17 protein-coding genes are annotated in these 19,751 nt (G+C 73.5%); 14 read left to right on the top strand and 3 right to left on the bottom strand.

The annotated features are described in order from the left end of the window. Positions 1 to 36 precede the first annotated feature (36 nt). From AB0B86_RS24680 to AB0B86_RS24635, 10 genes are all read left to right on the top strand, one after another. Complete coding sequence (locus AB0B86_RS24680; RefSeq protein WP_357411622.1) at positions 37 to 1,080, top strand: quinone-dependent dihydroorotate dehydrogenase; 1,044 nt, start codon at positions 37 to 39, stop codon at positions 1,078 to 1,080. Positions 1,081 to 1,330: 250 nt separating this feature from the next. Next, complete coding sequence (locus AB0B86_RS24675; protein ID WP_357411596.1) at positions 1,331 to 2,605, top strand: adenosylmethionine--8-amino-7-oxononanoate transaminase; 1,275 nt, start codon at positions 1,331 to 1,333, stop codon at positions 2,603 to 2,605. A 62-nt stretch (positions 2,606 to 2,667) separates the two neighbouring features. Continuing rightward, positions 2,668 to 3,504 carry an orotidine-5'-phosphate decarboxylase gene (gene pyrF, locus AB0B86_RS24670; RefSeq protein ID WP_357419883.1) on the top strand — a complete coding sequence of 279 codons (837 nt, stop codon included), beginning with the start codon at positions 2,668 to 2,670 and terminating at the stop codon, positions 3,502 to 3,504. 178 nt (positions 3,505 to 3,682) lie between these two features. After that, a complete protein-coding gene (gene mihF, locus AB0B86_RS24665; RefSeq protein ID WP_112584585.1) occupies positions 3,683 to 4,000 on the top strand; it encodes an integration host factor, actinobacterial type in 318 nt (105 codons plus the stop codon). Positions 4,001 to 4,025: 25 nt separating this feature from the next. Beyond that, a complete protein-coding gene (locus tag AB0B86_RS24660; protein ID WP_357411594.1) occupies positions 4,026 to 4,559 on the top strand; it encodes a guanylate kinase in 534 nt (177 codons plus the stop codon). Positions 4,560 to 4,622: 63 nt separating this feature from the next. Further along, positions 4,623 to 4,886 (top strand): DNA-directed RNA polymerase subunit omega, encoded by a 264-nt coding sequence (gene rpoZ / locus AB0B86_RS24655; RefSeq protein ID WP_074318577.1) that lies wholly within the window; start codon positions 4,623 to 4,625, stop codon positions 4,884 to 4,886. A 14-nt stretch (positions 4,887 to 4,900) separates the two neighbouring features. Beyond that, on the top strand, positions 4,901 to 6,109 hold the full coding sequence (gene coaBC, locus AB0B86_RS24650; protein ID WP_357411593.1) for a bifunctional phosphopantothenoylcysteine decarboxylase/phosphopantothenate--cysteine ligase CoaBC: 1,209 nt from the start codon (positions 4,901 to 4,903) through the stop codon (positions 6,107 to 6,109). Between the two features lie 87 nt (positions 6,110 to 6,196). Then, complete coding sequence (gene metK / locus AB0B86_RS24645; RefSeq protein WP_357411592.1) at positions 6,197 to 7,390, top strand: methionine adenosyltransferase; 1,194 nt, start codon at positions 6,197 to 6,199, stop codon at positions 7,388 to 7,390. 59 nt (positions 7,391 to 7,449) lie between these two features. Then, positions 7,450 to 9,369 carry a primosomal protein N' gene (locus tag AB0B86_RS24640; protein ID WP_357411591.1) on the top strand — a complete coding sequence of 640 codons (1,920 nt, stop codon included), beginning with the start codon at positions 7,450 to 7,452 and terminating at the stop codon, positions 9,367 to 9,369. A gap of 256 nt (positions 9,370 to 9,625) precedes the next feature. Continuing rightward, on the top strand, positions 9,626 to 10,609 hold the full coding sequence (locus tag AB0B86_RS24635; protein WP_357419882.1) for an AAA family ATPase: 984 nt from the start codon (positions 9,626 to 9,628) through the stop codon (positions 10,607 to 10,609). A 75-nt stretch (positions 10,610 to 10,684) separates the two neighbouring features. Here the strand turns inward: AB0B86_RS24635 and AB0B86_RS24630 are convergent, their stop codons facing one another. Further along, positions 10,685 to 11,974, bottom strand: a complete 1,290-nt coding sequence (locus AB0B86_RS24630) for a hypothetical protein (RefSeq protein WP_357419881.1) — start codon at positions 11,972 to 11,974, stop codon at positions 10,685 to 10,687. Positions 11,975 to 12,216: 242 nt separating this feature from the next. Here AB0B86_RS24630 and AB0B86_RS24625 point away from each other — a divergent pair, with 242 nt between their 5' ends. The 4 genes from AB0B86_RS24625 to AB0B86_RS24610 all read left to right on the top strand — a co-directional run bounded on the left by AB0B86_RS24625 (position 12,217) and on the right by AB0B86_RS24610 (position 17,823). Then, positions 12,217 to 14,706, top strand: a complete 2,490-nt coding sequence (locus tag AB0B86_RS24625) for a tetratricopeptide repeat protein (RefSeq protein WP_357411588.1) — start codon at positions 12,217 to 12,219, stop codon at positions 14,704 to 14,706. Between the two features lie 194 nt (positions 14,707 to 14,900). Then, the gene (gene def / locus AB0B86_RS24620) at positions 14,901 to 15,458 is read left to right on the top strand and encodes a peptide deformylase (protein ID WP_357411587.1); all 558 of its coding nucleotides are present in this window, start codon (positions 14,901 to 14,903) and stop codon (positions 15,456 to 15,458) included. A gap of 5 nt (positions 15,459 to 15,463) precedes the next feature. Next, positions 15,464 to 16,390, top strand: coding sequence for a methionyl-tRNA formyltransferase (gene fmt, locus AB0B86_RS24615; protein WP_357411586.1), 927 nt, complete (start codon positions 15,464 to 15,466; stop codon positions 16,388 to 16,390). Continuing rightward, complete coding sequence (locus AB0B86_RS24610) at positions 16,345 to 17,823, top strand: transcription antitermination factor NusB (protein ID WP_357411621.1); 1,479 nt, start codon at positions 16,345 to 16,347, stop codon at positions 17,821 to 17,823. Before fmt ends, AB0B86_RS24610 begins: the two co-directional genes overlap by 46 nt. 17 nt (positions 17,824 to 17,840) lie before the next feature. Here the strand turns inward: AB0B86_RS24610 and AB0B86_RS24605 are convergent, their stop codons facing one another. Further along, complete coding sequence (locus AB0B86_RS24605; protein WP_357411585.1) at positions 17,841 to 18,731, bottom strand: septum formation family protein; 891 nt, start codon at positions 18,729 to 18,731, stop codon at positions 17,841 to 17,843. Positions 18,732 to 18,813: 82 nt separating this feature from the next. Beyond that, the gene (locus AB0B86_RS24600; protein WP_357411584.1) at positions 18,814 to 19,704 is read right to left on the bottom strand and encodes a septum formation family protein; all 891 of its coding nucleotides are present in this window, start codon (positions 19,702 to 19,704) and stop codon (positions 18,814 to 18,816) included. Positions 19,705 to 19,751 lie beyond the last annotated feature (47 nt).

The following is a 19,751-nucleotide window of genomic DNA, read 5'->3' as shown; positions in this document are numbered from 1 at the left end:
TGGGTGGGGTGGGTGGGTGGGAGAGGGAGGGTGGGGTTGATGTTCGAGCGGGTTGTTCGGCCCTGGTTGTTCCGGCTCGGCGGTGGGGACGCCGAGGCGGCGCACGAGTGGACGCTGCGCCGGCTGACCGCGCTGTCGCGGCGGCCGGTGGCGCTGGCGGCGCTGCGGGCCCGGTACGCGGTCCACGCGCCGCGCACTGTGTTCGGGGTGCGCTTCCCCAACCCGGTCGGGTTGGCCGCGGGGATGGACAAGGACGGCGCGGCGCTGCCGGCGTGGCCCGCGCTCGGCTTCGGTTTCGTCGAGGTCGGCACTGTCACCGCGCACGCCCAGCCGGGTAACCCCCGGCCGCGGCTGTTCCGCCTGCCGGCCAGCGAGGCCGTGGTCAACCGGATGGGCTTCAACAACGCCGGGGCCGCCGCGCTGGCCGCCCGGCTGGCCGCGCTGCCGCGTCCGCTCGGGGTGCCGCTGGGCATCTCGTTGGGCAAGTCCAAGGTGACCCCGCTCGACGAGGCGGTCGAGGACTACCTCGCCTCGTACCGGGCACTTCGCGGGCACGGCGACTACTTCGCGGTGAACGTGTCCTCACCGAACACCCCGGGCCTGCGTGCGTTGCAGGACCGGGCCCATCTGGACGCGCTGCTCGGCGCGCTGGTGGGGGAGAAGCCGGTGCTGGTCAAGATCGCACCCGATCTGACCGAGGCGGCGATCGCCGAGTTGCTGGAGGTCTGCCTGGCCCGAGGCGCGGCCGGGGTGATCGCCACCAACACCACGCTGGCCCGTACCGGTCTGGCCACTGTGGACGTCGAGCGTGGCGCCCAGGCCGGTGGTCTCTCCGGTCGGCCGTTGACCGGACGGGCCCGCGAGGTGGTCGACTTCGTCCACCGGGAGACCGGCGGTCGGCTACCGATCATCGGTGTCGGCGGGGTCCTCGACCCGGACGACGCGGCGCGGATGTTCGACGCGGGCGCCGCCCTGGTGCAGCTCTACACCGGCTTCATCTACCGGGGCCCGGCCCTGGTGCGTGCCGCCGCCCGCGCGACTGCCGGGTCAGCGGCTCCGGACCATCTCGCGGGTCGGTGACCGCCCTCGACGCGGTGTTGGCGGCGGCGGGGGAGGCCGAGATGCTCCGCCCCGCCGCCGCATGCGGCAAGGTCGCGCTTGATCCTGGATGTAGTGGCCTCGCTCGCGCCGGAGGCCACTACATCCTTGTTCGAGCACGATCTTGCGGTTGGACCCGACCGACACGGCACGAGCGCGACCCACATGGCGCGCGAGACGCTGCCGGCGGATATTCGCCGTCCGGACCGCTTGAGGCGCAGAGGAGTTACCCGTGACACCCGAGGAGATCCTGGCCGCCGACCGGGCGCACGTCTGGCATCCGTACGCCGCGCTGCCGCCGACGAACCCGCCGTACGTGGTGCACAGCGCCGAGGGGGTGCGGCTGCGGCTGGCCGACGGGCGGGAACTGGTGGACGGTATGTCGTCCTGGTGGGCGGCGATCCACGGCTACCGGCACCCGGTGCTTGACGCGGCGGTGACCGACCAGCTCGGCCGGATGAGCCACGTGATGTTCGGCGGGCTCACCCACGAGCCCGCCGTGCGTCTCGCCCGGACCCTGGTCGAGCTGACCCCTGACGGTTTGGAGCACGTGTTCCTGGCCGACTCCGGCTCGGTGAGCGTCGAGGTGGCGGTGAAGATGTGCCTGCAGTACCAGCGGGCCGTCGGCCGGCCGCAGCGGCGCCGGTTGGCGACCTGGCGGGGCGGCTACCACGGCGACACGTTCCACCCGATGAGCGTCTGTGACCCGGAGGGCGGCATGCACCACCTCTGGGGCGACGTGCTGCCCCGGCAGGTGTTCGCCCCGGTCCCGCCCGGCGGTTTCACCGACCCGCCCGACGACGCGTACGTGGCGGCGTTGGTGGAGACCGTCGAGCGGCACGCCGACGAACTGGCCGCGGTGATCGTCGAGCCGGTCGTGCAGGGTGCCGGCGGGATGCGGTTCCACAATCCCGGCTACCTGCGGGTGCTGCGCGAGGTGACCCGGGCGCACGGGGTGTTGCTGATCTTCGACGAGATCGCCACCGGCTTCGGCCGTACCGGTGCGATGTTCGCCGCCGAACACGCCGGGGTGACGCCTGACGTGTTGTGCCTGGGCAAGGCCCTCACCGGCGGTTACCTGACGCTCGCGGCGACGCTCTGCACCCCGGAGATCGCCCGGGGCATCTCCGCCGCCGGCGTGCTGGCGCACGGGCCGACGTTCATGGGCAACCCGTTGGCCTGCGCGGTGGCCAACGCCTCCATCGGGCTGCTGCGGGCCGGGGACTGGTCGGCCCAGGTGGCCAGGGTCGGCGCCGGCCTGCGCGCCGGCCTGGAGCCGCTGCGCGCCGCGCCCGGCGTGGCCGACGTGCGGGTGCTCGGCGCGATCGGCGTGGTCCAGCTCGATCACGAGGTCGACCTCGGCGCGGCCACCGCCGCCGCGGCCGGGCAGGGGGTGTGGCTGCGCCCGTTCCGCGACCTGGTCTACACGATGCCGCCGTACGTCACCGACGACGCCGACCTGGCGCGGATCGCTGCCGGCGTGGCGGCGGCCGTGGCGGCCGGCTGAACCCACGGGTAAACCCCGGGAGGCGCGTCGCCGCCCGGGCGAGAAGAGAGAGGGAGCACCGGATGGAGAGCTTCGGAACCCGGCTGCACCGGGCGATCGGCGAGCGGGGGCCCCTGTGCGTGGGCATCGATCCGCATCCCGCTCTGCTGGCCCGTTGGGGCCTTCCGGACGACGTTCAGGGGCTGGACCGGTTCGCGCGGACCGTGGTCGAGGCGCTCGGTGACCGGGTTGCGGTGGTGAAGCCTCAGTCGGCCTTTTTCGAGCGATTCGGATCCCGCGGAGTGGCGATTCTTGAGTCAACTATCCGACAGTTACGGGATGCTGGCTCGCTCGTTCTCCTCGACGTGAAACGCGGCGACATCGGTTCGACGGTGCGCGCGTACGCCGCCGCGTACCTCGATCCATCCAGCCCGATGTATGTCGACGCGGTCACCGCGAGCCCCTACCTGGGAGTAGGTTCGCTGGCGCCGATGTTCGAGCTGGCCGCCGAGCACGGCGGTGGTGTGTTCGTGCTGGCCCTCACCTCAAACCCCGAGGGCGCGGCCGTGCAGCAGGCCCGCACGGCCGACGGCCGCACCGTCGCGCAGACCGTGATCGACGAGATTTCCCAGCTCAACAGGGGTGCGACTCCGCTCGGGAGCTTCGGTCTGGTGGTCGGCGCGACCATCGGCGACACCGGTCACGACCTCTCCGGGGTGGGGGGTCCGCTGCTCGCTCCGGGGCTCGGCGCACAGGGTGCCGGCGCCGCCGATCTGCGTACCGTCTTCGGTTCGAGCCTCGCCTCGGTGCTCCCGTCGTACTCCCGGGAGGTGCTCTCGGTCGGCCCCGATGTCGACGCTCTGCGGGCCGCCGCGGACCGCGTGTTGGCCGACTGTCGGGCCGTATTGCCTGCCCGGTGACTGACTGACGGGTCGGTCACCTTACGGTGATCATGCGGCCCCCACGTTGCCGAAAGTTCCGTTGGCCGCTAGTTTTCCCCGCGCTGGGAACCATGGACCCCTTGGTTCACAGCGACACCACGTTTCACAGATGCGGCGGTGCGCCCCGCCCGCCGCGATAGGGACCTGAGGAGAACTGGTGCCGCTCCCGTCACTGACCCCCGAACAACGCGCTGCCGCGCTCGAGAAGGCCGCGGAGATCCGCAAGGCCCGTGCTCAGCTGAAGGAGCAGCTCAAGCAGGGCAAGACCACGCTTGGTGCCGTCCTCGAGCGCGCCGAGAACGACGACGTCGTCGGAAAGCTCAAGGTTTCGGCAGTCCTGCAGGCCATGCCGGGTATCGGCAAGATCCGGGCTACCCAGATCATGGAGAAGCTCAAGATCGCCGACAGTCGTCGCCTGCGTGGCCTCGGCGAGCAGCAGCGCAAGGCACTGCTTGGAGAGTTCGCCGCCAACTGAACCTGGCAGCGTGTAGAAACAAGCAGTGAGCACGGATGACGAGGCGCGCCCGGCTGCTCGGCTCACTGTCCTGGCTGGACCTTCGGGTTCCGGCAGGGAGAGTGTCGTCGAGCTGGTCCGGGCGCGTTCTCCGTCCGTGTGGGTCCCGGTGCCGGCAACCACCCGGCCGCGCCGGGAGTCGGAGATCGACGGGGACGACCGGGTTTTCCTCGCCCCCGCCGAGTTCGATCGCCGGCTCGCCGTCGGCGAGCTGGTGGAGTGGTCCCGGATCGGCGACTACCGCCGGGGCACGCCGTACCCGCCGCTGCGCGCCCGGCTCGACGCCGGGCAGCCGGTGCTGCTCCCGCTCGACCTGCCCGGCGCTGCGCTGGTGCGGGCCCGCCTGCCCGACGCGCGGCTGGTGCTGCTGAGCCCACCCGGGTACGAACCCGACCCGGCCGTGGCGGTCACCTTCACGCACACGCTCACCCACGACCGCACCGAGCGGGTGGCGGACGAGCTGGTAGGCTTACTCGGTTCTTCTTATCCGGATCCGGCCTGGTCGCGCGTGCGCGGCTGACCGCCGGCGCCGTTGAGACTCAGCACCGCGTGCGCGCGGCTCGAAAGACGCAGAGGTTAATTCGTGGGATCCATCGCCAACCCCGAAGGCATCACCAACCCGCCGATCGACGAGCTCCTCGAGAAGACGACGTCGAAGTACGCGCTTGTCATCTTCGCCGCCAAGCGCGCGCGCCAGGTCAACGCCTACTACAGCCAGCTCGGCGAGGGCCTGCTGGAGTACGTCGGCCCGCTCGTCGAGACCACCCCGCAGGAGAAGCCCCTCTCCATCGCCATGCGCGAGATCAACGGGGGCCTGCTCACCGCCGAGCCGACCGACCAGCCGTAAGCCCTCGCCGGCCGATGTCCGCCTCGATCGTCCTCGGGGTCGGCGGCGGCATCGCCGCCTACAAGGCGTGTGAGCTGCTGCGACTCTTCACCGAATCCGGTCACCGGGTTCGGGTCGTGCCGACCGCGTCGGCGCTCCGGTTCGTCGGAGCGCCGACCTGGGCGGCGCTGTCCGGCCAGCCGGTCGCCGACGACGTCTGGACCGACGTCCACGAGGTGCCGCACGTCCGCCTCGGTCAGCAGGCCGACCTGGTGGTGGTCGCACCGACCACCACCGACCTGCTCGCCAAGGCCGCGCACGGGCTCGCCGACGATTTGCTGACGAACACCCTGCTGACCGCCCGCTGCCCGGTGCTGCTGGCCCCGGCCATGCACACCGAGATGTGGGAGCATCCGGCCACCGTGGCCAACGTCGCCACGCTGCGCGCCCGGGGGGTCCGGGTCATCGAACCGGCCGTCGGGCGACTGACCGGCGTCGACACCGGCAAGGGCCGGCTGCCCGACCCGGCGGAGATCTTCGCCGTCGCCCGTCGGGTCCTGGCCCGGGGCGCCGCCGCCCCCGCCGACCTGGCCGGTCGCCGGCTGGTCGTCACCGCGGGTGGCACCCGGGAACCACTGGACCCGGTCCGGTTCCTGGGCAACCGCTCCTCCGGCAAGCAGGGGTACGCGTTCGCCCGCGCGGCGGTCGCCCGGGGCGCCCGGGTCACCCTGATCGCGGCGAACGTCGCCCTCGCCGACCCGGCCGGCGTCGACCTGATCCGGGTCGGCACCACCGCCGAGTTGCGGGAGGCGACGCTGAAGGCCGCCGTCGAGGCCGACGCTGTGGTGATGGCGGCGGCTCCGGCCGATTTCCGGCCGGCGGCCTACGCGCCTGGCAAAATCAAGAAGTCGGACGACGGTGTCGCGCCCACCATCGAACTCGTCACGAACCCGGACATCGCGGCGGAGCTCGGCCAGCGCAAGCGACCGGAGCAACTGCTCGTGGTGTTCGCCGCCGAGACCGGCGACGCCGAGGCCAACGGCCGGGCGAAACTCGCCCGGAAGCGGGCCGACCTGATCGTCATCAACGAGGTCGGTCCCGACCTGGTCTTCGGCGCCGACACCAACACGGTGACGGTCATCGGCGCGGACGGCTCGGTCAGCCGGCTGCCCGAGCAGGCCAAGGACGCCGTGGCCGACACCGTCTGGGATCTCGTCGTGGCGCGGCTACCCGTCCGCTCCTGACGGGTGGAACAGAGCGCGACCGCTCCCTGCACCGGCCGCAGTGGTGACTAGACTGCCGCGGAACGACCTCACACGCTTAGGAGTGCCGTGACACGCCGCCTCTTCACGTCCGAATCGGTCACGGAAGGCCACCCGGACAAGATCGCCGACCAGATCAGCGATGGCATCCTCGACGCGTTGCTGACCGAGGATCCGCACAGTCGGGTGGCCGTGGAAACCATGATCACCACCGGCCAGGTGCACATCGCCGGTGAGGTGACCACCAAGGCGTACGCCGACATCCCGACGATCGTCCGCCGGACCATCCTCGACATCGGCTACGACTCGTCGAAGAAGGGCTTCGACGGCGCGTCCTGCGGCGTCAGCGTCTCCATCGGCGCGCAGTCCGAGGACATCGCCCAGGGCGTCGACAACGCCTTCGAGCTGCGTACCGGGGCGTCGGAGAGCGCACTTGACGCGCAGGGCGCCGGCGACCAGGGCATGATGTTCGGCTTCGCCTGCTCGGAGACGCCCGAGCTGATGCCGTTGCCGATCGCCCTCGCCCACCGTCTGGCCCGTCGGCTGGCCGCCGTGCGCAAGGACGGCACGATTCCCTACCTGCGCCCGGACGGCAAGACCCAGGTGACCATCGAGTACGAGGGGCTGCGCCCGGTCCGGCTGAACACCGTCGTCGTGTCCAGCCAGCACGCCGCGGACATCTCGCTGGACTCGCTGCTCACCCCGGACGTGCGCGACCACGTGATCGCCCCGGAGTTGGAGAGCCTCGGTCTGGACACCGACGGCTACCGACTGCTCGTCAACCCGACCGGCCGGTTCGAGATCGGCGGCCCGATGGGTGACGCCGGCCTGACCGGTCGCAAGATCATCGTCGACACCTACGGCGGGTACGCCCGGCACGGCGGTGGCGCGTTCTCCGGCAAGGATCCGTCCAAGGTGGACCGCTCCGCCGCGTACGCGATGCGCTGGGTCGCCAAGAACGTGGTCGCCGCCGGTCTGGCCGAGCGGTGCGAGGCGCAGGTCGCCTACGCCATCGGCAAGGCCCACCCGGTGAGCCTGTTCATCGAGACGTTCGGCACCGAGACCGTGCCGGTGGCCTCGATCGAGAAGGCCGTCGCCGAGGTGTTCGACCTGCGTCCGGCCGCGATCATCAGGGACCTCAACCTGCTCCGCCCGATCTACCAGCAGACCGCCGCGTACGGCCACTTCGGCCGGGAGCTGCCGGACCTCACCTGGGAGAGCACCGACCGGGCCGCCGACCTCAAGTCGGCCGCAGGAGCCTGACCGCCACCACGCGCAGCGACCGGCGACCCGCGGACGGGTCGCCGGTCGCGCGCGTCTGCGTGGACGTCGGCCTGGCCCACCTGGACCGGCCGTTCGACTACCTGGTGCCGGCGGAACTGGACGAGGTGGCGGTGCCCGGCACCCGGGTGAAGGTGCGCTTCGCCGGGCAGCTCGTCGACGGGTGGCTGCTGTCGCGCGCCGACGACTCCGGGCACACCGGCCGGCTCGCGTACCTGGAGAAGGTCGTCTCGCCGGAGCCGGTGCTGGCGCCCGAGATCGCCCGGCTGGCCCGGGCGGTCGCCGACCGGTACGCGGGCAGCCTCGCCGACGTGCTCCGGCTCGCCGTCCCACCCCGGCACGCCCGGGTCGAGAAGGAGCCCCGCGGCGAGCAGCCGGCCCCCGGGGCGGACAGCGCGGCCGGGCCCGCTGTCGACCCGCGCGGGTGGCGGGACTACCCGACCGGCCCGGCGCTGCTGCGGGCGCTCACCGACGGCCGGGCGCCCCGCGCGGTCTGGTCGGCGTTGCCCGGCGAGGACTGGGCGGCCCGGTACGCCGACGCGGTTGCCGCCACCGTCGCCGGCGGGCGGGGCGCGGTGGTCGTGGTACCCGACGCCCGCGACCTCGATCGGCTGGACGCCGCGCTCACCGGCGTGCTCGGCCCGGGACGGCACGTCAGCCTCTCCGCCGCGCTCGGGCCGGCCCGCCGCTACCGGGCGTTCCTGGCCGCCCGCCGTGGGCAGGTGCCGGTGGTGATCGGCACCCGGGCGGCGATGTTCGCCCCGGTGCACCGGCCCGGCCTCGTCGCCATCTGGGACGACGGTGACGACCTGCACTCCGAACCCCGGTCGCCCTACCCGCACGCCCGCGATGTGCTGCTCACCCGCGGCCAGCTCGCCGAGGCCGGCGTGCTGGTCGGCGGGTACGCCCGCACCGCCGAGGCGCAACTGCTGCTGGAGACCGGCTGGGCGCGGGAGGTGGTCGCCGACCGGGCCACCGTGCGGGCCCGGATCCCGGCCATCGCGCCGACCGGCGACGACCCGCAACTGGCCCGCGACCCGGGAGCCGCCACCGCCCGACTGCCCAGCCTGGCGTGGACCGCCGCCCGGGACGCCCTCCGGCAGGATCTGCCGGTGCTGGTGCAGGTGCCCCGACGTGGCTACCTGCCGTCGATCTCCTGCGCGGAGTGCCGCACCCCGGCCCGCTGTGCGCACTGCTCCGGGCCGCTCGCGTTGCCCTCGGCCGGCGGCACCCCGTCCTGCCGGTGGTGCGCCCGGGTGGCCGCCGCGTACGCCTGCCCGCAGTGCGGTGGGCGGCGGCTGCGGGCCGCGGTGACCGGTGCCCGGCGGACCGCCGAGGAACTGGGTCGGGCGTTCCCCGGCGTGCCGGTGCGCACCTCGGGGCGCGAGGAGGTGCTCACCGACGTGCCCGGCGGCGCGGCAGTGGTGGTGACCACACCCGGTGCCGAGCCGGTCGCCGAGGGGGGCTACGGCGCGGTGTTGCTGCTCGACTCGTGGGCCCTGCTGACCCGGGCCGACCTGCGGGCCGGGGAGGAGGCGCTGCGCCGCTGGCAGGCGGCGGCGGCGCTGGCCCGGCCGGCCCCGACCGGCCGGGTGGTGGTGGTCGCCGACGGTGCCCTCGCCCCGGTGCAGGCGCTGCTGCGCTGGGACGCGGCCTGGTTCGCCGGCCGGGAGTTGGCCGAGCGTCGCGAGTTGGGCTTCCCGCCGGCCGTCCGGATGGCGAGCCTCACCGGCCCGGCCGAGGCGGTGGCCGACCTGCTCGCCGCGGCCCGGCTGCCCGACGACGCCGAGGTGCTCGGACCGGTTCCGGCCGAGGAGGGCCGGGAACGGATGCTGGTCCGGGTGCCCCGGGCCCGGGCTGCCGCGCTCGCCGAGGCGCTGCACTCGGCCGCCGGCGCGCGGACCGCCCGCAAGGCCGCCGACCCGGTTCGTCTCCAGGTCGATCCGCTCAGCCTGTTCTGAGGAGTTTCGGGCGGTTCCGGTGGCGGCGGTGCCGACCCGCGTGGCTGGCCCTCGCACACCGCGTCCGACAAAGCGGTGGCGATCAGGTGGTAGCATCGCCCGTCATGCCAAGGCGTACGACGGCTCCAGGTCGCGACGGAGCGTCACAGGCGCCGTGCTGGGGGCCGCCGCAGGATGGCCCGACGATTGCGGGAACGCGTCGGTCGGACGCGAAGTCGATGATTTCTTTGAGCCGGTGAGCAGGGGTGGACCAGTCGTGACCGTTGGACAATCGATCGTCTTCAACGGCGACCTCGGCAGCGGCAAGAGCACCGTGTCGGTCGAGATCGCCAAGCGGCTCGGCATGCGCCGGGTCAGTGTCGGAGACCTCTACCGGGAGATGGCGCAGCAGCGGCAGATGACCGCGCTCCAGCTCAATCTGCACGCCGAGCTGGACCAGGCCGTCGACGGCTACGTCGATCAGCTCCAGCGGGACATCGCCGCCTCCGGTGAGCGCCTGATCATGGATTCCCGGCTGGCCTGGCACTTCTTCACCGACGCGCTCAAGGTTCACATGATCACCGAGCCGGGTGAGGCGGCCCGCCGGGTGCTCGCCCGGCCGTCCGGGCCGGCGGAGAGCTACGCCTCCCTGGACGAGGCGAAGGCCAAGCTGCGGGAACGCAGCGCGAGCGAGCGCAGCCGGTTCATCATCCGGTACGGCGTGGACAAGGCCCGACTGCGTAACTACGACCTGATCTGCGACACCACCCGGGCGACCGCGGCCGAGGTGATCGAGCACATCGTCGCCGCGTACCAGGGGACGCTCGGCGCCGAGGTGCTGCGCGACGGGCCGCCGCTGCTGCTGCTGGACCCGGCCCGCGTCTACCCGACCGAGGACATCACCACCCTGCGGGGCCTGTGGGACACCGACTTCGTCGGCGACGTGGCCGAGGCCGGCGGCGAGGGGCTCGAACCGTTGAAGATCGGGTTCACCGGCGAGTACTTCTTCGTCGTCGACGGTCACCGCCGGCTCAGCGCCGCCCTGCAGAGCGGCTTCTCGCTGGTCCCCGCCCAGTTGGTCGCCGAGGTCGACGAGCCGGTCGTGGGCGGGATGACGGCGATCGACTACTTCGCCGCCCAGGTGCGCCCCGGCCTGGTCTACGACTGGGAGGCGGCGCACAAGATCCAGCTGCCGCTGCCCGAGCCCGCGCTGTTGCGCGGTGACGCGGTGCTCGCCGGGGATCCGGCCGTCGGCGCCTGAGCCGAGCGTGCGGCCGGGCCGGCACGCGGGGTGCGCGCCGGCCCGACCACCTGTCCGATCGTGTCGAGCGATGCCTCAGCCGAGCACCACGCCCGAGGCGCCGACGCCGGCCATGCCGGAGAAGATGTCCTCGTAGTAGAACCGCCAGGCGCAGACCCGGCCGGTGGGGACGTAGCCGGTGCAGGCCGTCGACGTGTTCGTGTCGTCGATGGCGGTGTTGGTGCCGGTGGCCCAGACCTGGAGGGTGTTCGCCGCGTTGACGATCTCCACCGGGCCGCCGCTGTCGCCCTGACCGACCGCGTTGGTGTGGGTGGTGTTCTCCGCCTGCACCTGGCCGCAGACCTGGCCGAAGTTGCGCACGTTGATGCAGAGGTTGCGGGCCTTCACCTGGATCGAGCAGCGGGTGCCGGAGTACGCCCCGGAGGTGCACACCCAGTTGCCGACCTGGCTGGCCGACGCGCCGATCACCTGGTTGCTGAACTCACTCACCACGTTGCCGGCCGCGTCGGTGCTGTTGTTGAAGACCCGGCCGCCGCCGCTGCCGTTGAGCAGCAGGGTGTCGGTGCCGACGTTGCGGGCGGTGACGGTGCCGATCGTCTGCCCGGTCGGGTCGGTCGCCAGGACGTTGAGGTTGGCGCAGTGCGCGGCGGAGAGCACCCGCGTCACGCCGGCCTGGTAGACCCCGAAGCCGGTTGAGCAGCCACCGCCGTTGGCGGTGTTGCGCCACGCGGCGCCGCCCCACCACGGCGGGCTGTCGTCCCACCTGGTGGCCGGCGAGGCGGCGACCCCGGTCTGCACCGTCACCGGCACGCCGGCCAGGGCCGTCGCGCCGAGCAGCCCGCTCTGCGTGCCGACCAGCAGGCCGGCACCGTCGGCGCGCGGGCCGACCGTGGTGATCTTGTCGCCGGCCTTCGCCCGCAGTCGGTCGGCCGCGACCATCAGCTCCCGCTGGGTGTACGGGGCGGACAGCACCCGGGTCGCGACTGTGGCCCGAGCGACGGCCACCACGTTGGCTGGCGGCTCACCCTTCCAGTAGACCTGGAGCTCCCGATTGGTGGGATCGGCGACGATACCGGCGAAGCCGGAGCTGGCGCTGCGCTCGGCCACTGTGGTGATCCGCGCGGCGGCGGTGTTCATGCGTTGCTGCAGTCGGAGCAGCTCCGACCAGGAGGCGAAGCCACCGGGCACGGGCGTGCTGTCGACGAACGACCCGGCGCTGGCAGCCTTGCCCGCCGGTGCGGCCGGTGCGGCGGCGGCCGGTGCGGCGGCCACCCCCGTGACCAGCAGCGCGAGGCCGAACGCGGCGACGGCGGCGCGACGCAGCAGCGACGGGGACCGCCGGACGGTCAGATGTGGACGGATCATCAGTACCTCTTCCCCCAGGGGTGTGTGGAGCGGGTCGACCCCGCAGCCAGGACGGTGGCATGGGAGGTCGGCACCGCGCGGGGCATCCTGGACGGGGCTGGACACCGCCGGACAGCGCCGGACGTTCCACCCTCCGGGATGGAACTGTCAGACATCGGCGCTCACCTATCGATCGGCGCGGCGGCGGAATTAGCCTGCCCGTGCGCATCCGGGGGGCCGGGTGACCGGGGGGTGGGAGCCGCATGTCCGACCAACGGGTACCTCTCGTCCGATCGGCGGCACCGGGATCGCCCGCGGCGTTCGAGGTGGCCCGCGGCGCGGCTGAGGCGCAGACCCTCCAGGAGTTGGCCGGGTTGCTGCGCCAGTTGCGCCGTCGGGAGGCCCGACAGCAGGGCGAGACCCAGCTGACCTACCGGCAACTGGCCGCGAAGACCGGTTGGTCGCGGGGGATCATCGGGGAGTACTTCGCCGGCAACATCCTGCCTCCGCCGGAGCGGTTCGACGCCCTCATCAGGCTGCTCGGGGCAACCCCGGCCGAGCAGGGCGTGCTGGCCACGGCCCGGGACCGGGTCGAGGAGCACCGTCGAGGCCCGAACCGGGACCACGCGACCACCGGACGGGCGAGCGCCGGTGCCGGTCGGGCCAGGGCCGGCGGTCCCCGCCCGGGTACGCCCTCGGCCCGCTTCCCGGTGCCGCGCCAACTGCCCCCGGCGCTTCCGGGTTTCGTCGGGCGGGCCGCCCAGCTCGCCGAACTCGATGCCGCGTGCGCCAGCTCCGCCGGGCCCGGGGACGGCGACCCGGCGGCGGCCACCGTCATGACGTTGTCCGGCACGGCCGGGGTCGGCAAGACGACGCTGGCGGTGTACTGGGCGCACCGGGTCGCCAACCGCTTCCCGGACGGCCAGCTCTACGTCGACCTGCGCGGGTTCGACTCCTCCGGAGCGGTGGTGACAGCCGTCGAGGCGGTCCGGGGATTCCTGGAGGCCCTCGAGGTGCCGCCCGAACGGATCCCCACCCACCTGTCCGCGCAGGTGGGCCTCTACCGCAGTCTGCTCGCCGGCCGCCGGATGCTTGTGCTGCTCGACAACGCCCGCGACGTCGACCAGGTCCGCCCCCTGCTGGTCGGCAGCCCGAGCTGCCTGGTCCTGGTCACCAGCCGCAACCGGCTCGCCGGTCTGATCGCCGCCGACGGCGCCCGGCCGATCGGCGTCGGCCTGCTCGACCCCGTCGAGGCCTGGCAACTGCTGGCCCGGCGGCTCGGCGCGGACCGGTTGGCGGCCGAACCGGACGCGGTGGACGAGATAATCGAGCGGTGTGCGCGGCTGCCGCTGGCGCTCGCGGTGCTCGCCGCCAGAGGCGCGGCGAATCCCGCCTTCGGCCTGGCCGCCCTCGCCGACGAGCTGCGCGAGGCCCCGCACCCGCTGGACTCGTTCGACGGTGGCGACGCCGGCAGCGACGTGCAGGCGGTCTTCTCCTGGTCGTACCGGAGCCTGACGCCTGCGGCGGCGCGCCTGTTCCGGCTGTTCGGCTGCCATCCGGGGCCGGAGATCGGGGTCGCCGCGGCGGCCAGCCTGGCCGGGCTGCCCCGGGGCCAGGTGCCTCGACTGCTGGCGGAGCTGGCCCACGCCCACCTGGTCACCGAGCAGGCCCCCGGCCGGTTCGGCGCCCACGACCTGCTCCGCGCGTACGCGGCGGAGCTGGCCGAACGCCTCGAACCGGCGCAGGCCCGGCGGGCCGCGATCCGGCGTGGGCTGGACCACTACCTGCACACCGCGCACGCGGCCGCGCTGCTGTTGCAACCGGGGCGGGACCCGGTCACCCTGGCCGACGCCCCACCGGGCGTGCAGCCGGAGGAGATCACCAACCACGGTCAGGCGCTCACCTGGTTCACCGTCGAGTACCCGGTGCTGCTGGCGGCCGTCGCCCACGCGAGACGTGCCGGGTTCGACGGCCACGCCTGGCAGTTGGCCTGGACACTGGTGGACTTCCTGCAACGTCGGGGGCGGTGGACGGACCTGGCCGTCGCCCAGCGGGCCGCCCTGGCCGGGGCACGGCAGGCTGGCGACCGGCTCGGGCAGGCGAACGCCCACCGCGACCTGGCCCGGGTGCTCTCCCGGCTGGGCAACGTGGACGAGGCGGCCCGCAACTACCGGCAGGCCCTGGTGATCTTCGAGGCGCTGGGTGACCACACCGGGCAGGCGCGTACCCACCGGGCGTTCGGCGCGATGCTCGACGGGCTCGGCCGGTACGCCGAAGCCCTCGACCACGGCCAGCGGGCGCTGGCGTTGTACCGGGCCGCCGGCCACCCGGCCGGGGAGGCCAGCGCCCGCAACGCTGTCGGTTGGGCGCACGCCCAGCTCGGCCAGTACGGGCCCGCGCTCGCGCACTGCGAGCAGGCGTTGGCACTGCTGCGTCCGAGCGGCGACCGACACGGTGAGGCGAACACCTGGGACAGCCTCGGCTTCATCCACGCCCGGCTCAACGACCACCGCGCGGCGATTCGCTGCTACCAGCGGGCGCTCGGGTTGTACCGGCGGATCAGTGACCGCTACGACGAGGCGGACACCCTGTCCCGGCTCGGTGAGAGTCGACACGCGTCGGGGGACACGGCCGGTGCCGTACGCACCTGGCGGCGGGCCCTGGGCATCCTCGACGACCTCGGCCACCCCGACATCGAGCGGGTGCGTGACCTGCTGAACCGGGCGGCGGCCGGCGACGCGACCCCGGGCTGACGCCCGCCCACGAGGGCCGGGCGCCCGACGGTCAGGGGCCGGCCGCCGGGCACGCTCGGCCGGTGCCGGGCCGCCGACCGGTGACGCTCGGCACACCGGCGGTGGCCGATCGAGGTACGCCGGCCAGCGTCCGCCCGGGCACTCCGTAGACTGGTACGGCACCGCCCGTCCACCTGTCGAAGGAGCCACCCCGCGTGACCGTTCAGCCCATCCGTCTGTTTGGGGATCCGGTGCTGCGCACGCCGGCCGATCCGGTGGTCACCTTCGACGCCGAGCTGCGTCGGCTGGTCGCCGACCTGACCGACACGATGCGTGAGCAGAACGGCGCCGGCCTGGCCGCGCCGCAGCTCGGCGTGAGTCTGCGGGTGTTCACCTTCGACGTCGACGACGTGCTGGGGCACCTGATCAATCCGGTGCTCGAGTTCCCCGACGAGGAGGAGCAGGACGGCCCGGAGGGCTGCCTGTCGATCCCCGGGCTCTACTTCGACACCAAGCGTCGGCAGAATGTCATCGCCAAGGGCTTCAGCTCCTTCGGTGACCCGGTCCAGATCGTCGGCACCGGCCTGATGGCGCGGTGCGTCCAGCACGAGACCGACCACCTCGACGGGGTGCTGTTCCTGGACCGGCTTGACCAGGAGGGGCGCAAGGAGGCCATGAAGGCGATCCGTCAGGCCGACTGGTACGACGCGGCGGCCCCACCGACGGTCAAGCTGAGCCCGCACCTGAGCGACCCGTTCGGGCTGGGGCGGTGACCCCGATGCGGGTGATCTTCGCCGGTACGCCGGCCGTCGCCGTTCCCGCCCTGGCCGCCGTCGCCGCCTCCCGGCACGAGCTGGTCGCCGTGGTCACCCGGCCGGACGCGCCCGCCGGGCGTGGGCGTGGCCTGTCCCGCTCGCCGGTCGGCGAGTGGGCCGACGCGCACGGCGTCGAGGTGCTCACCCCGGCCCGCCCCCGCGACCCCGAGTTCCTCGACCGGCTCCGCGAACTGGCGCCGGACTGCGTCCCGGTGGTCGCCTACGGCGCGTTGGTGCCGCCGGCCGCCCTGGAGATCCCCCGGCACGGCTGGATCAACCTGCACTTCTCGTTGCTGCCCGCCTGGCGCGGCGCCGCTCCCGTGCAGCACGCCGTGCTGCACGGTGACGAGCTGACCGGGGCCAGCGTCTTCCAGTTGGAGCAGGGTCTGGACACCGGCCCGGTCTTCGGCACCCTCACCGACGAGATCCGGGCCGCCGACACCTCCGGTGACCTGCTGGACCGGCTCGCCGACTCCGGTGCCGGGCTGCTGGTGGCGGTGCTCGACGCGATCGCCGACGGCACCGCCCGAGCCGAGCCGCAGCCCGCCGACGGGGTGTCGCTGGCGCCGAAGCTGACAGTGGACGACGCGCGGGTGCGCTGGGCTGACCCGGCCTTCGCCGTGGACCGCCGCATCCGGGCCTGCACGCCGGCCCCGGGCGGCTGGACCACCTTCCGGGGCGAACGGGTGAAGCTCGGCCCGGTGGTGCCGGTGCCCGACGGCCCCGAGTTGAAGCCGGGGGAGTTGCTTGTGGAGAAGTCCCGGGTGTTGGCCGGTACGGCGACAGTGCCGGTGCGCCTCGGCGAGGTTCGCGCCGCGGGCAAGCGGGCCATGGGCGCCACCGACTGGGCGCGCGGCGTCCGGGTCGGCACCGGAGAGGACTTCGCGTGACCGCCCCGGAGGGGACCCGCCCGACGCGCTCCGGCCCGTCCGCCGGTCGTGGCGGGGACCGCCGGCCGGTCCGGCCACCACTCGACCGCCCGCGCCGGGCGGCGTACGAAGCGGTGGCCGCGGTGCACCGCGACGACGCGTTCGCCAACCTGGTGCTGCCCATCATCCTGCGGGAGGAGGGGCTGTTCGGCCGGGACGCGGCCTTCGCCACCGAGCTGACCTACGGCACCCTGCGCAACCTGGGCACGCTGGACGCGATCCTGACCGACGCCGCCGGCCGGGACGTGGCCCGGATCGACCCGCCGGTCCGCGACGCGCTGCGGCTCGGGGCGTACCAACTCCTGCACACCCGGGTGCCCGCACACGCCGCGGTGTCGTCGACCGTGGACCTGGTCCGTTCGGTGGCTCCGGGCGCTACCGGCTTCGCCAACGCGGTGCTGCGCGAGGTGTCCAGCCGGGACGCGGACGCCTGGGTGGCGAAACTCGCCCCACCGACGGAGACCGACCCGGTCGGGCACCTGTCGTTGGCGTACAGCCATCCGCAGTGGATCGTGCGGGCCTTCTCCGAGGCGCTCGACGGTGATCTCGGTGAGACGGCCCGGCTCCTGATCGAGGACAACGAGCGTCCCCCGGTGCACCTGTGCGCCCGGCCCGGCCTGATCGACCCGATCGAGCTGGCCGACCAGGTCGGCGGGGCGCCCGGCGCCTTCTCGCCGTACACCGTCTATCTGCCCGGCGGCGCGCCCGGCGACATCCCGGCGGTGGTCGACGGCCGCGCCCACATCCAGGACGAGGGCTCCCAACTGGTCGCCGCGGCCCTGGCCGACGCGCCCCTGGACGGCCCGGACGGGCGGTGGCTGGACCTGTGCGCCGGCCCGGGCGGCAAGGCCGGCCTGCTCGGCGCGTTGGCCGCGCAGCGTGGCGCGCGGGTGACAGCGGTGGAGGTGGCCGAGCACCGCGCCCGGCTGGTCTCCCTGGCCACCCGCGACCTGCCGGTGACCGTGCTGGCCATGGACGGCCGCGACGTCGGCGCCGACCCGAAGCTGCCGGAGCAGCACTTCGACAGGGTGCTCGTGGACGCCCCGTGCACGGGGTTGGGCTCGCTGCGGCGCCGGCCGGAGTCGCGCTGGCGCCGCCAGCCGTCCGACCTGCCGCCGCTGACCCGGCTGCAACGGGAGTTGCTGGGTGCGGCGTTACGGGCGGTTCGTCCGGGTGGGCTGGTCGCCTATGTCACCTGCTCGCCGCACACAGTGGAGACGCACGTGACGGTGACCGAGGCGGCCCGCCGCAGCGGCGTCGCTGTGGACTTCGTCGACGCCCGGTCGCTGCTGCCGGCCGGCATGCCCGGGCTCGGTGACGGGCCGACGGTGCAGCTCTGGCCGCACCGGCACGGCACCGACGCGATGTTCCTCGCCGTCCTCCGGCGCGGCTGACGCGGGGCGCGGGCTGCTCAGGTGACCGGGAGTCCCTTGGTGCCGGCGTTGCGCATCGAGCGGGTCAGGTTCCGGTCGGAGATCCAGAGGAAGCACTGCACGCCGCGGTTGCCGTTCTTCCACTCCTCCTCGTACGGCTGGTAGAAGATGGTGCCGGCGCGGAACTCGAGCTGGGAGTTGTCCGGCACCTTGGCGTACCTGGCGATCATCGTCTGGCAGGCCCGGTGGGTCTTCTTGACGGTGCGGGAAAACTCGGCGTAGCTGATCTCCGGGGCCTGCCAGACCCCGACGAACTCGGCGTGGTGCTTGGCGGTGCAGGCGACCGGCACCATCTCGTCGATGTCGTCCTTGACCAGCTTCGGGTTGAAGCAGCGGTACGCAAGCGATGCCGCGCCGGACAGCGCACCCCGCAGGCTGCCGGTGCGCTCGCCGGCGGTGGTGTCGTCGATGCTGGCGATCTCGCTGACGTCGCAGCGGTACCAGCGGGCACCGCCCAGCCACGCCTGCGGCGACGGCAGCACCACGGTCAGGCCGAGCCGGCCGGAACGCCAGTCGGCGCCGACCGCCTTGTTGACCTCCGTGTCGCACCCCGCCTGCGCGGCCCGCATGCCCGCCGAGCCGGGCTGCGGGGGCGCGCCCGGCTCGGCGTTCGGGCCGGTGAGCGTGCCGACGTGCATGGTCTCCACCAGGTGCGAGTCGGTGCACGGCGTCGGGTTGTAACCGGTCAGGAAGCCGACCTGCTGCGAGGTCAGGTGACACACGTCGGCGGCGGGCACGAACTGCTGCGCCGCGACCGGCGCCGGCCAGTCGTCCACGAGGTCACTGTCGATCCCGGCGGGTGCGCTGCACCCGGCCAGTACCAGGGCCAGGGCCGCACCCCCGGCGTACGCCGCCCACCACCGTCGCATCCCTGACCTCCCGCCACTGTGGCCCCCAGCCGGACCCCGCCGGTCGGTAGCGCCACGGCGCAGCAGCATACGGCACCGACGTTCAGATGGCCGGCAGTCCCTCGGGGCCGGCGCCGCGCATCGAGCGGGTGAGTTTGCGGTCGTCGCTCCACAGGAAACAGCGCACCCCACGGTCGCCCTCCTCCCACTCCCGTTGCGACGGCGGGTAGTAGATGGACCCGGCCCGGTACGGCAGGTCCTTGTTGTTCGGCACTGCCGCGTACGCGGCGATCAGTGCCATGCAGCGTTGGTGTGACTGCGCGGCGGAGCCGGTGAACTCCGCCCAGCTGGTGTCCCGTTCCTGGTAGACGCCTACGAACTCGGCGCGGTGCGGCTCGGTGCAGAGCACCGGCGCCATGTAGTTGAGGTTGTCGCCGATCAGCTTGGGGTCGAAGCAGCGGTGGGTGAGCGGGCTGTCGCCGATCAACGCGCCGCGCAGGCTGCCGGTGCGGTTCACCGGGCGGGTGTTGTCGATGCTGCCGGTCTCGCTGAGGTCGCAGCGGAACCAGCGCGCGCCACCGGCCCAGGCCGGTGTCGACGGCAGCGCCAGGGACAGCGTGAGCCGGGCCGTGTGCCAGTCGCCGCCGAGCACCTCCCGGGCCCGTTGGTCGCACTCGGCGCGGGCCGTGCGCAGCGCCGGCGAGCCGGGCGCCGGCCGGGTCTCGGTGAGCGCGTCGGGCCCGACGAAGGTGCCGACGTGGATGGCCTCGGCCAGGTGGTTGCGGGCGCAGTCGACAGTCTCGTAGGTGCTGGCCTGCACGACCGTGGTGATCCGGGGCAGGCAGGTGTCGGTGGCGGGGGTGAACGGCGTGGGGTCCCGCAGCACCGGCCAGTCGTCGGTGAGATCACCGTCCGCGCCGCGAGCCGGCGCGCAGCCGGCCAGCAGCATCGTCGTGACGCCGGCCAGCACCAGAGCTGGAAGCCACCGTCGCATCGTCCGCCCTTCCGGGAACTGGCGGCCGGTCACCGCGCCCCGCGACG

Origin of the sequence: Micromonospora sp. NPDC049047, assembly GCF_040649135.1 — a bacterium.
Lineage (GTDB): Bacteria > Actinomycetota > Actinomycetes > Mycobacteriales > Micromonosporaceae > Micromonospora.
This window is presented reverse-complemented; position numbering and strand designations above follow the sequence as displayed.

What these genes read in the sequence shown, in the direction of transcription:
- pyrF (WP_357419883.1), top strand. Translation starts at nt 2,668, where the DNA reads ATGGAGAGCTTCGGAACCCGGCTGCACCGGGCGATCGGCGAGCGGGGG.
- coaBC (WP_357411593.1), top strand. Translation starts at nt 4,901, where the DNA reads ATGTCCGCCTCGATCGTCCTCGGGGTCGGCGGCGGCATCGCCGCCTAC.
- AB0B86_RS24630 (WP_357419881.1), bottom strand. Translation starts at nt 11,974, where the DNA reads ATGATCCGTCCACATCTGACCGTCCGGCGGTCCCCGTCGCTGCTGCGT.
- AB0B86_RS24625 (WP_357411588.1), top strand. Translation starts at nt 12,217, where the DNA reads ATGTCCGACCAACGGGTACCTCTCGTCCGATCGGCGGCACCGGGATCG.
- fmt (WP_357411586.1), top strand. Translation starts at nt 15,464, where the DNA reads ATGCGGGTGATCTTCGCCGGTACGCCGGCCGTCGCCGTTCCCGCCCTG.
- AB0B86_RS24605 (WP_357411585.1), bottom strand. Translation starts at nt 18,731, where the DNA reads ATGCGACGGTGGTGGGCGGCGTACGCCGGGGGTGCGGCCCTGGCCCTG.
- AB0B86_RS24600 (WP_357411584.1), bottom strand. Translation starts at nt 19,704, where the DNA reads ATGCGACGGTGGCTTCCAGCTCTGGTGCTGGCCGGCGTCACGACGATG.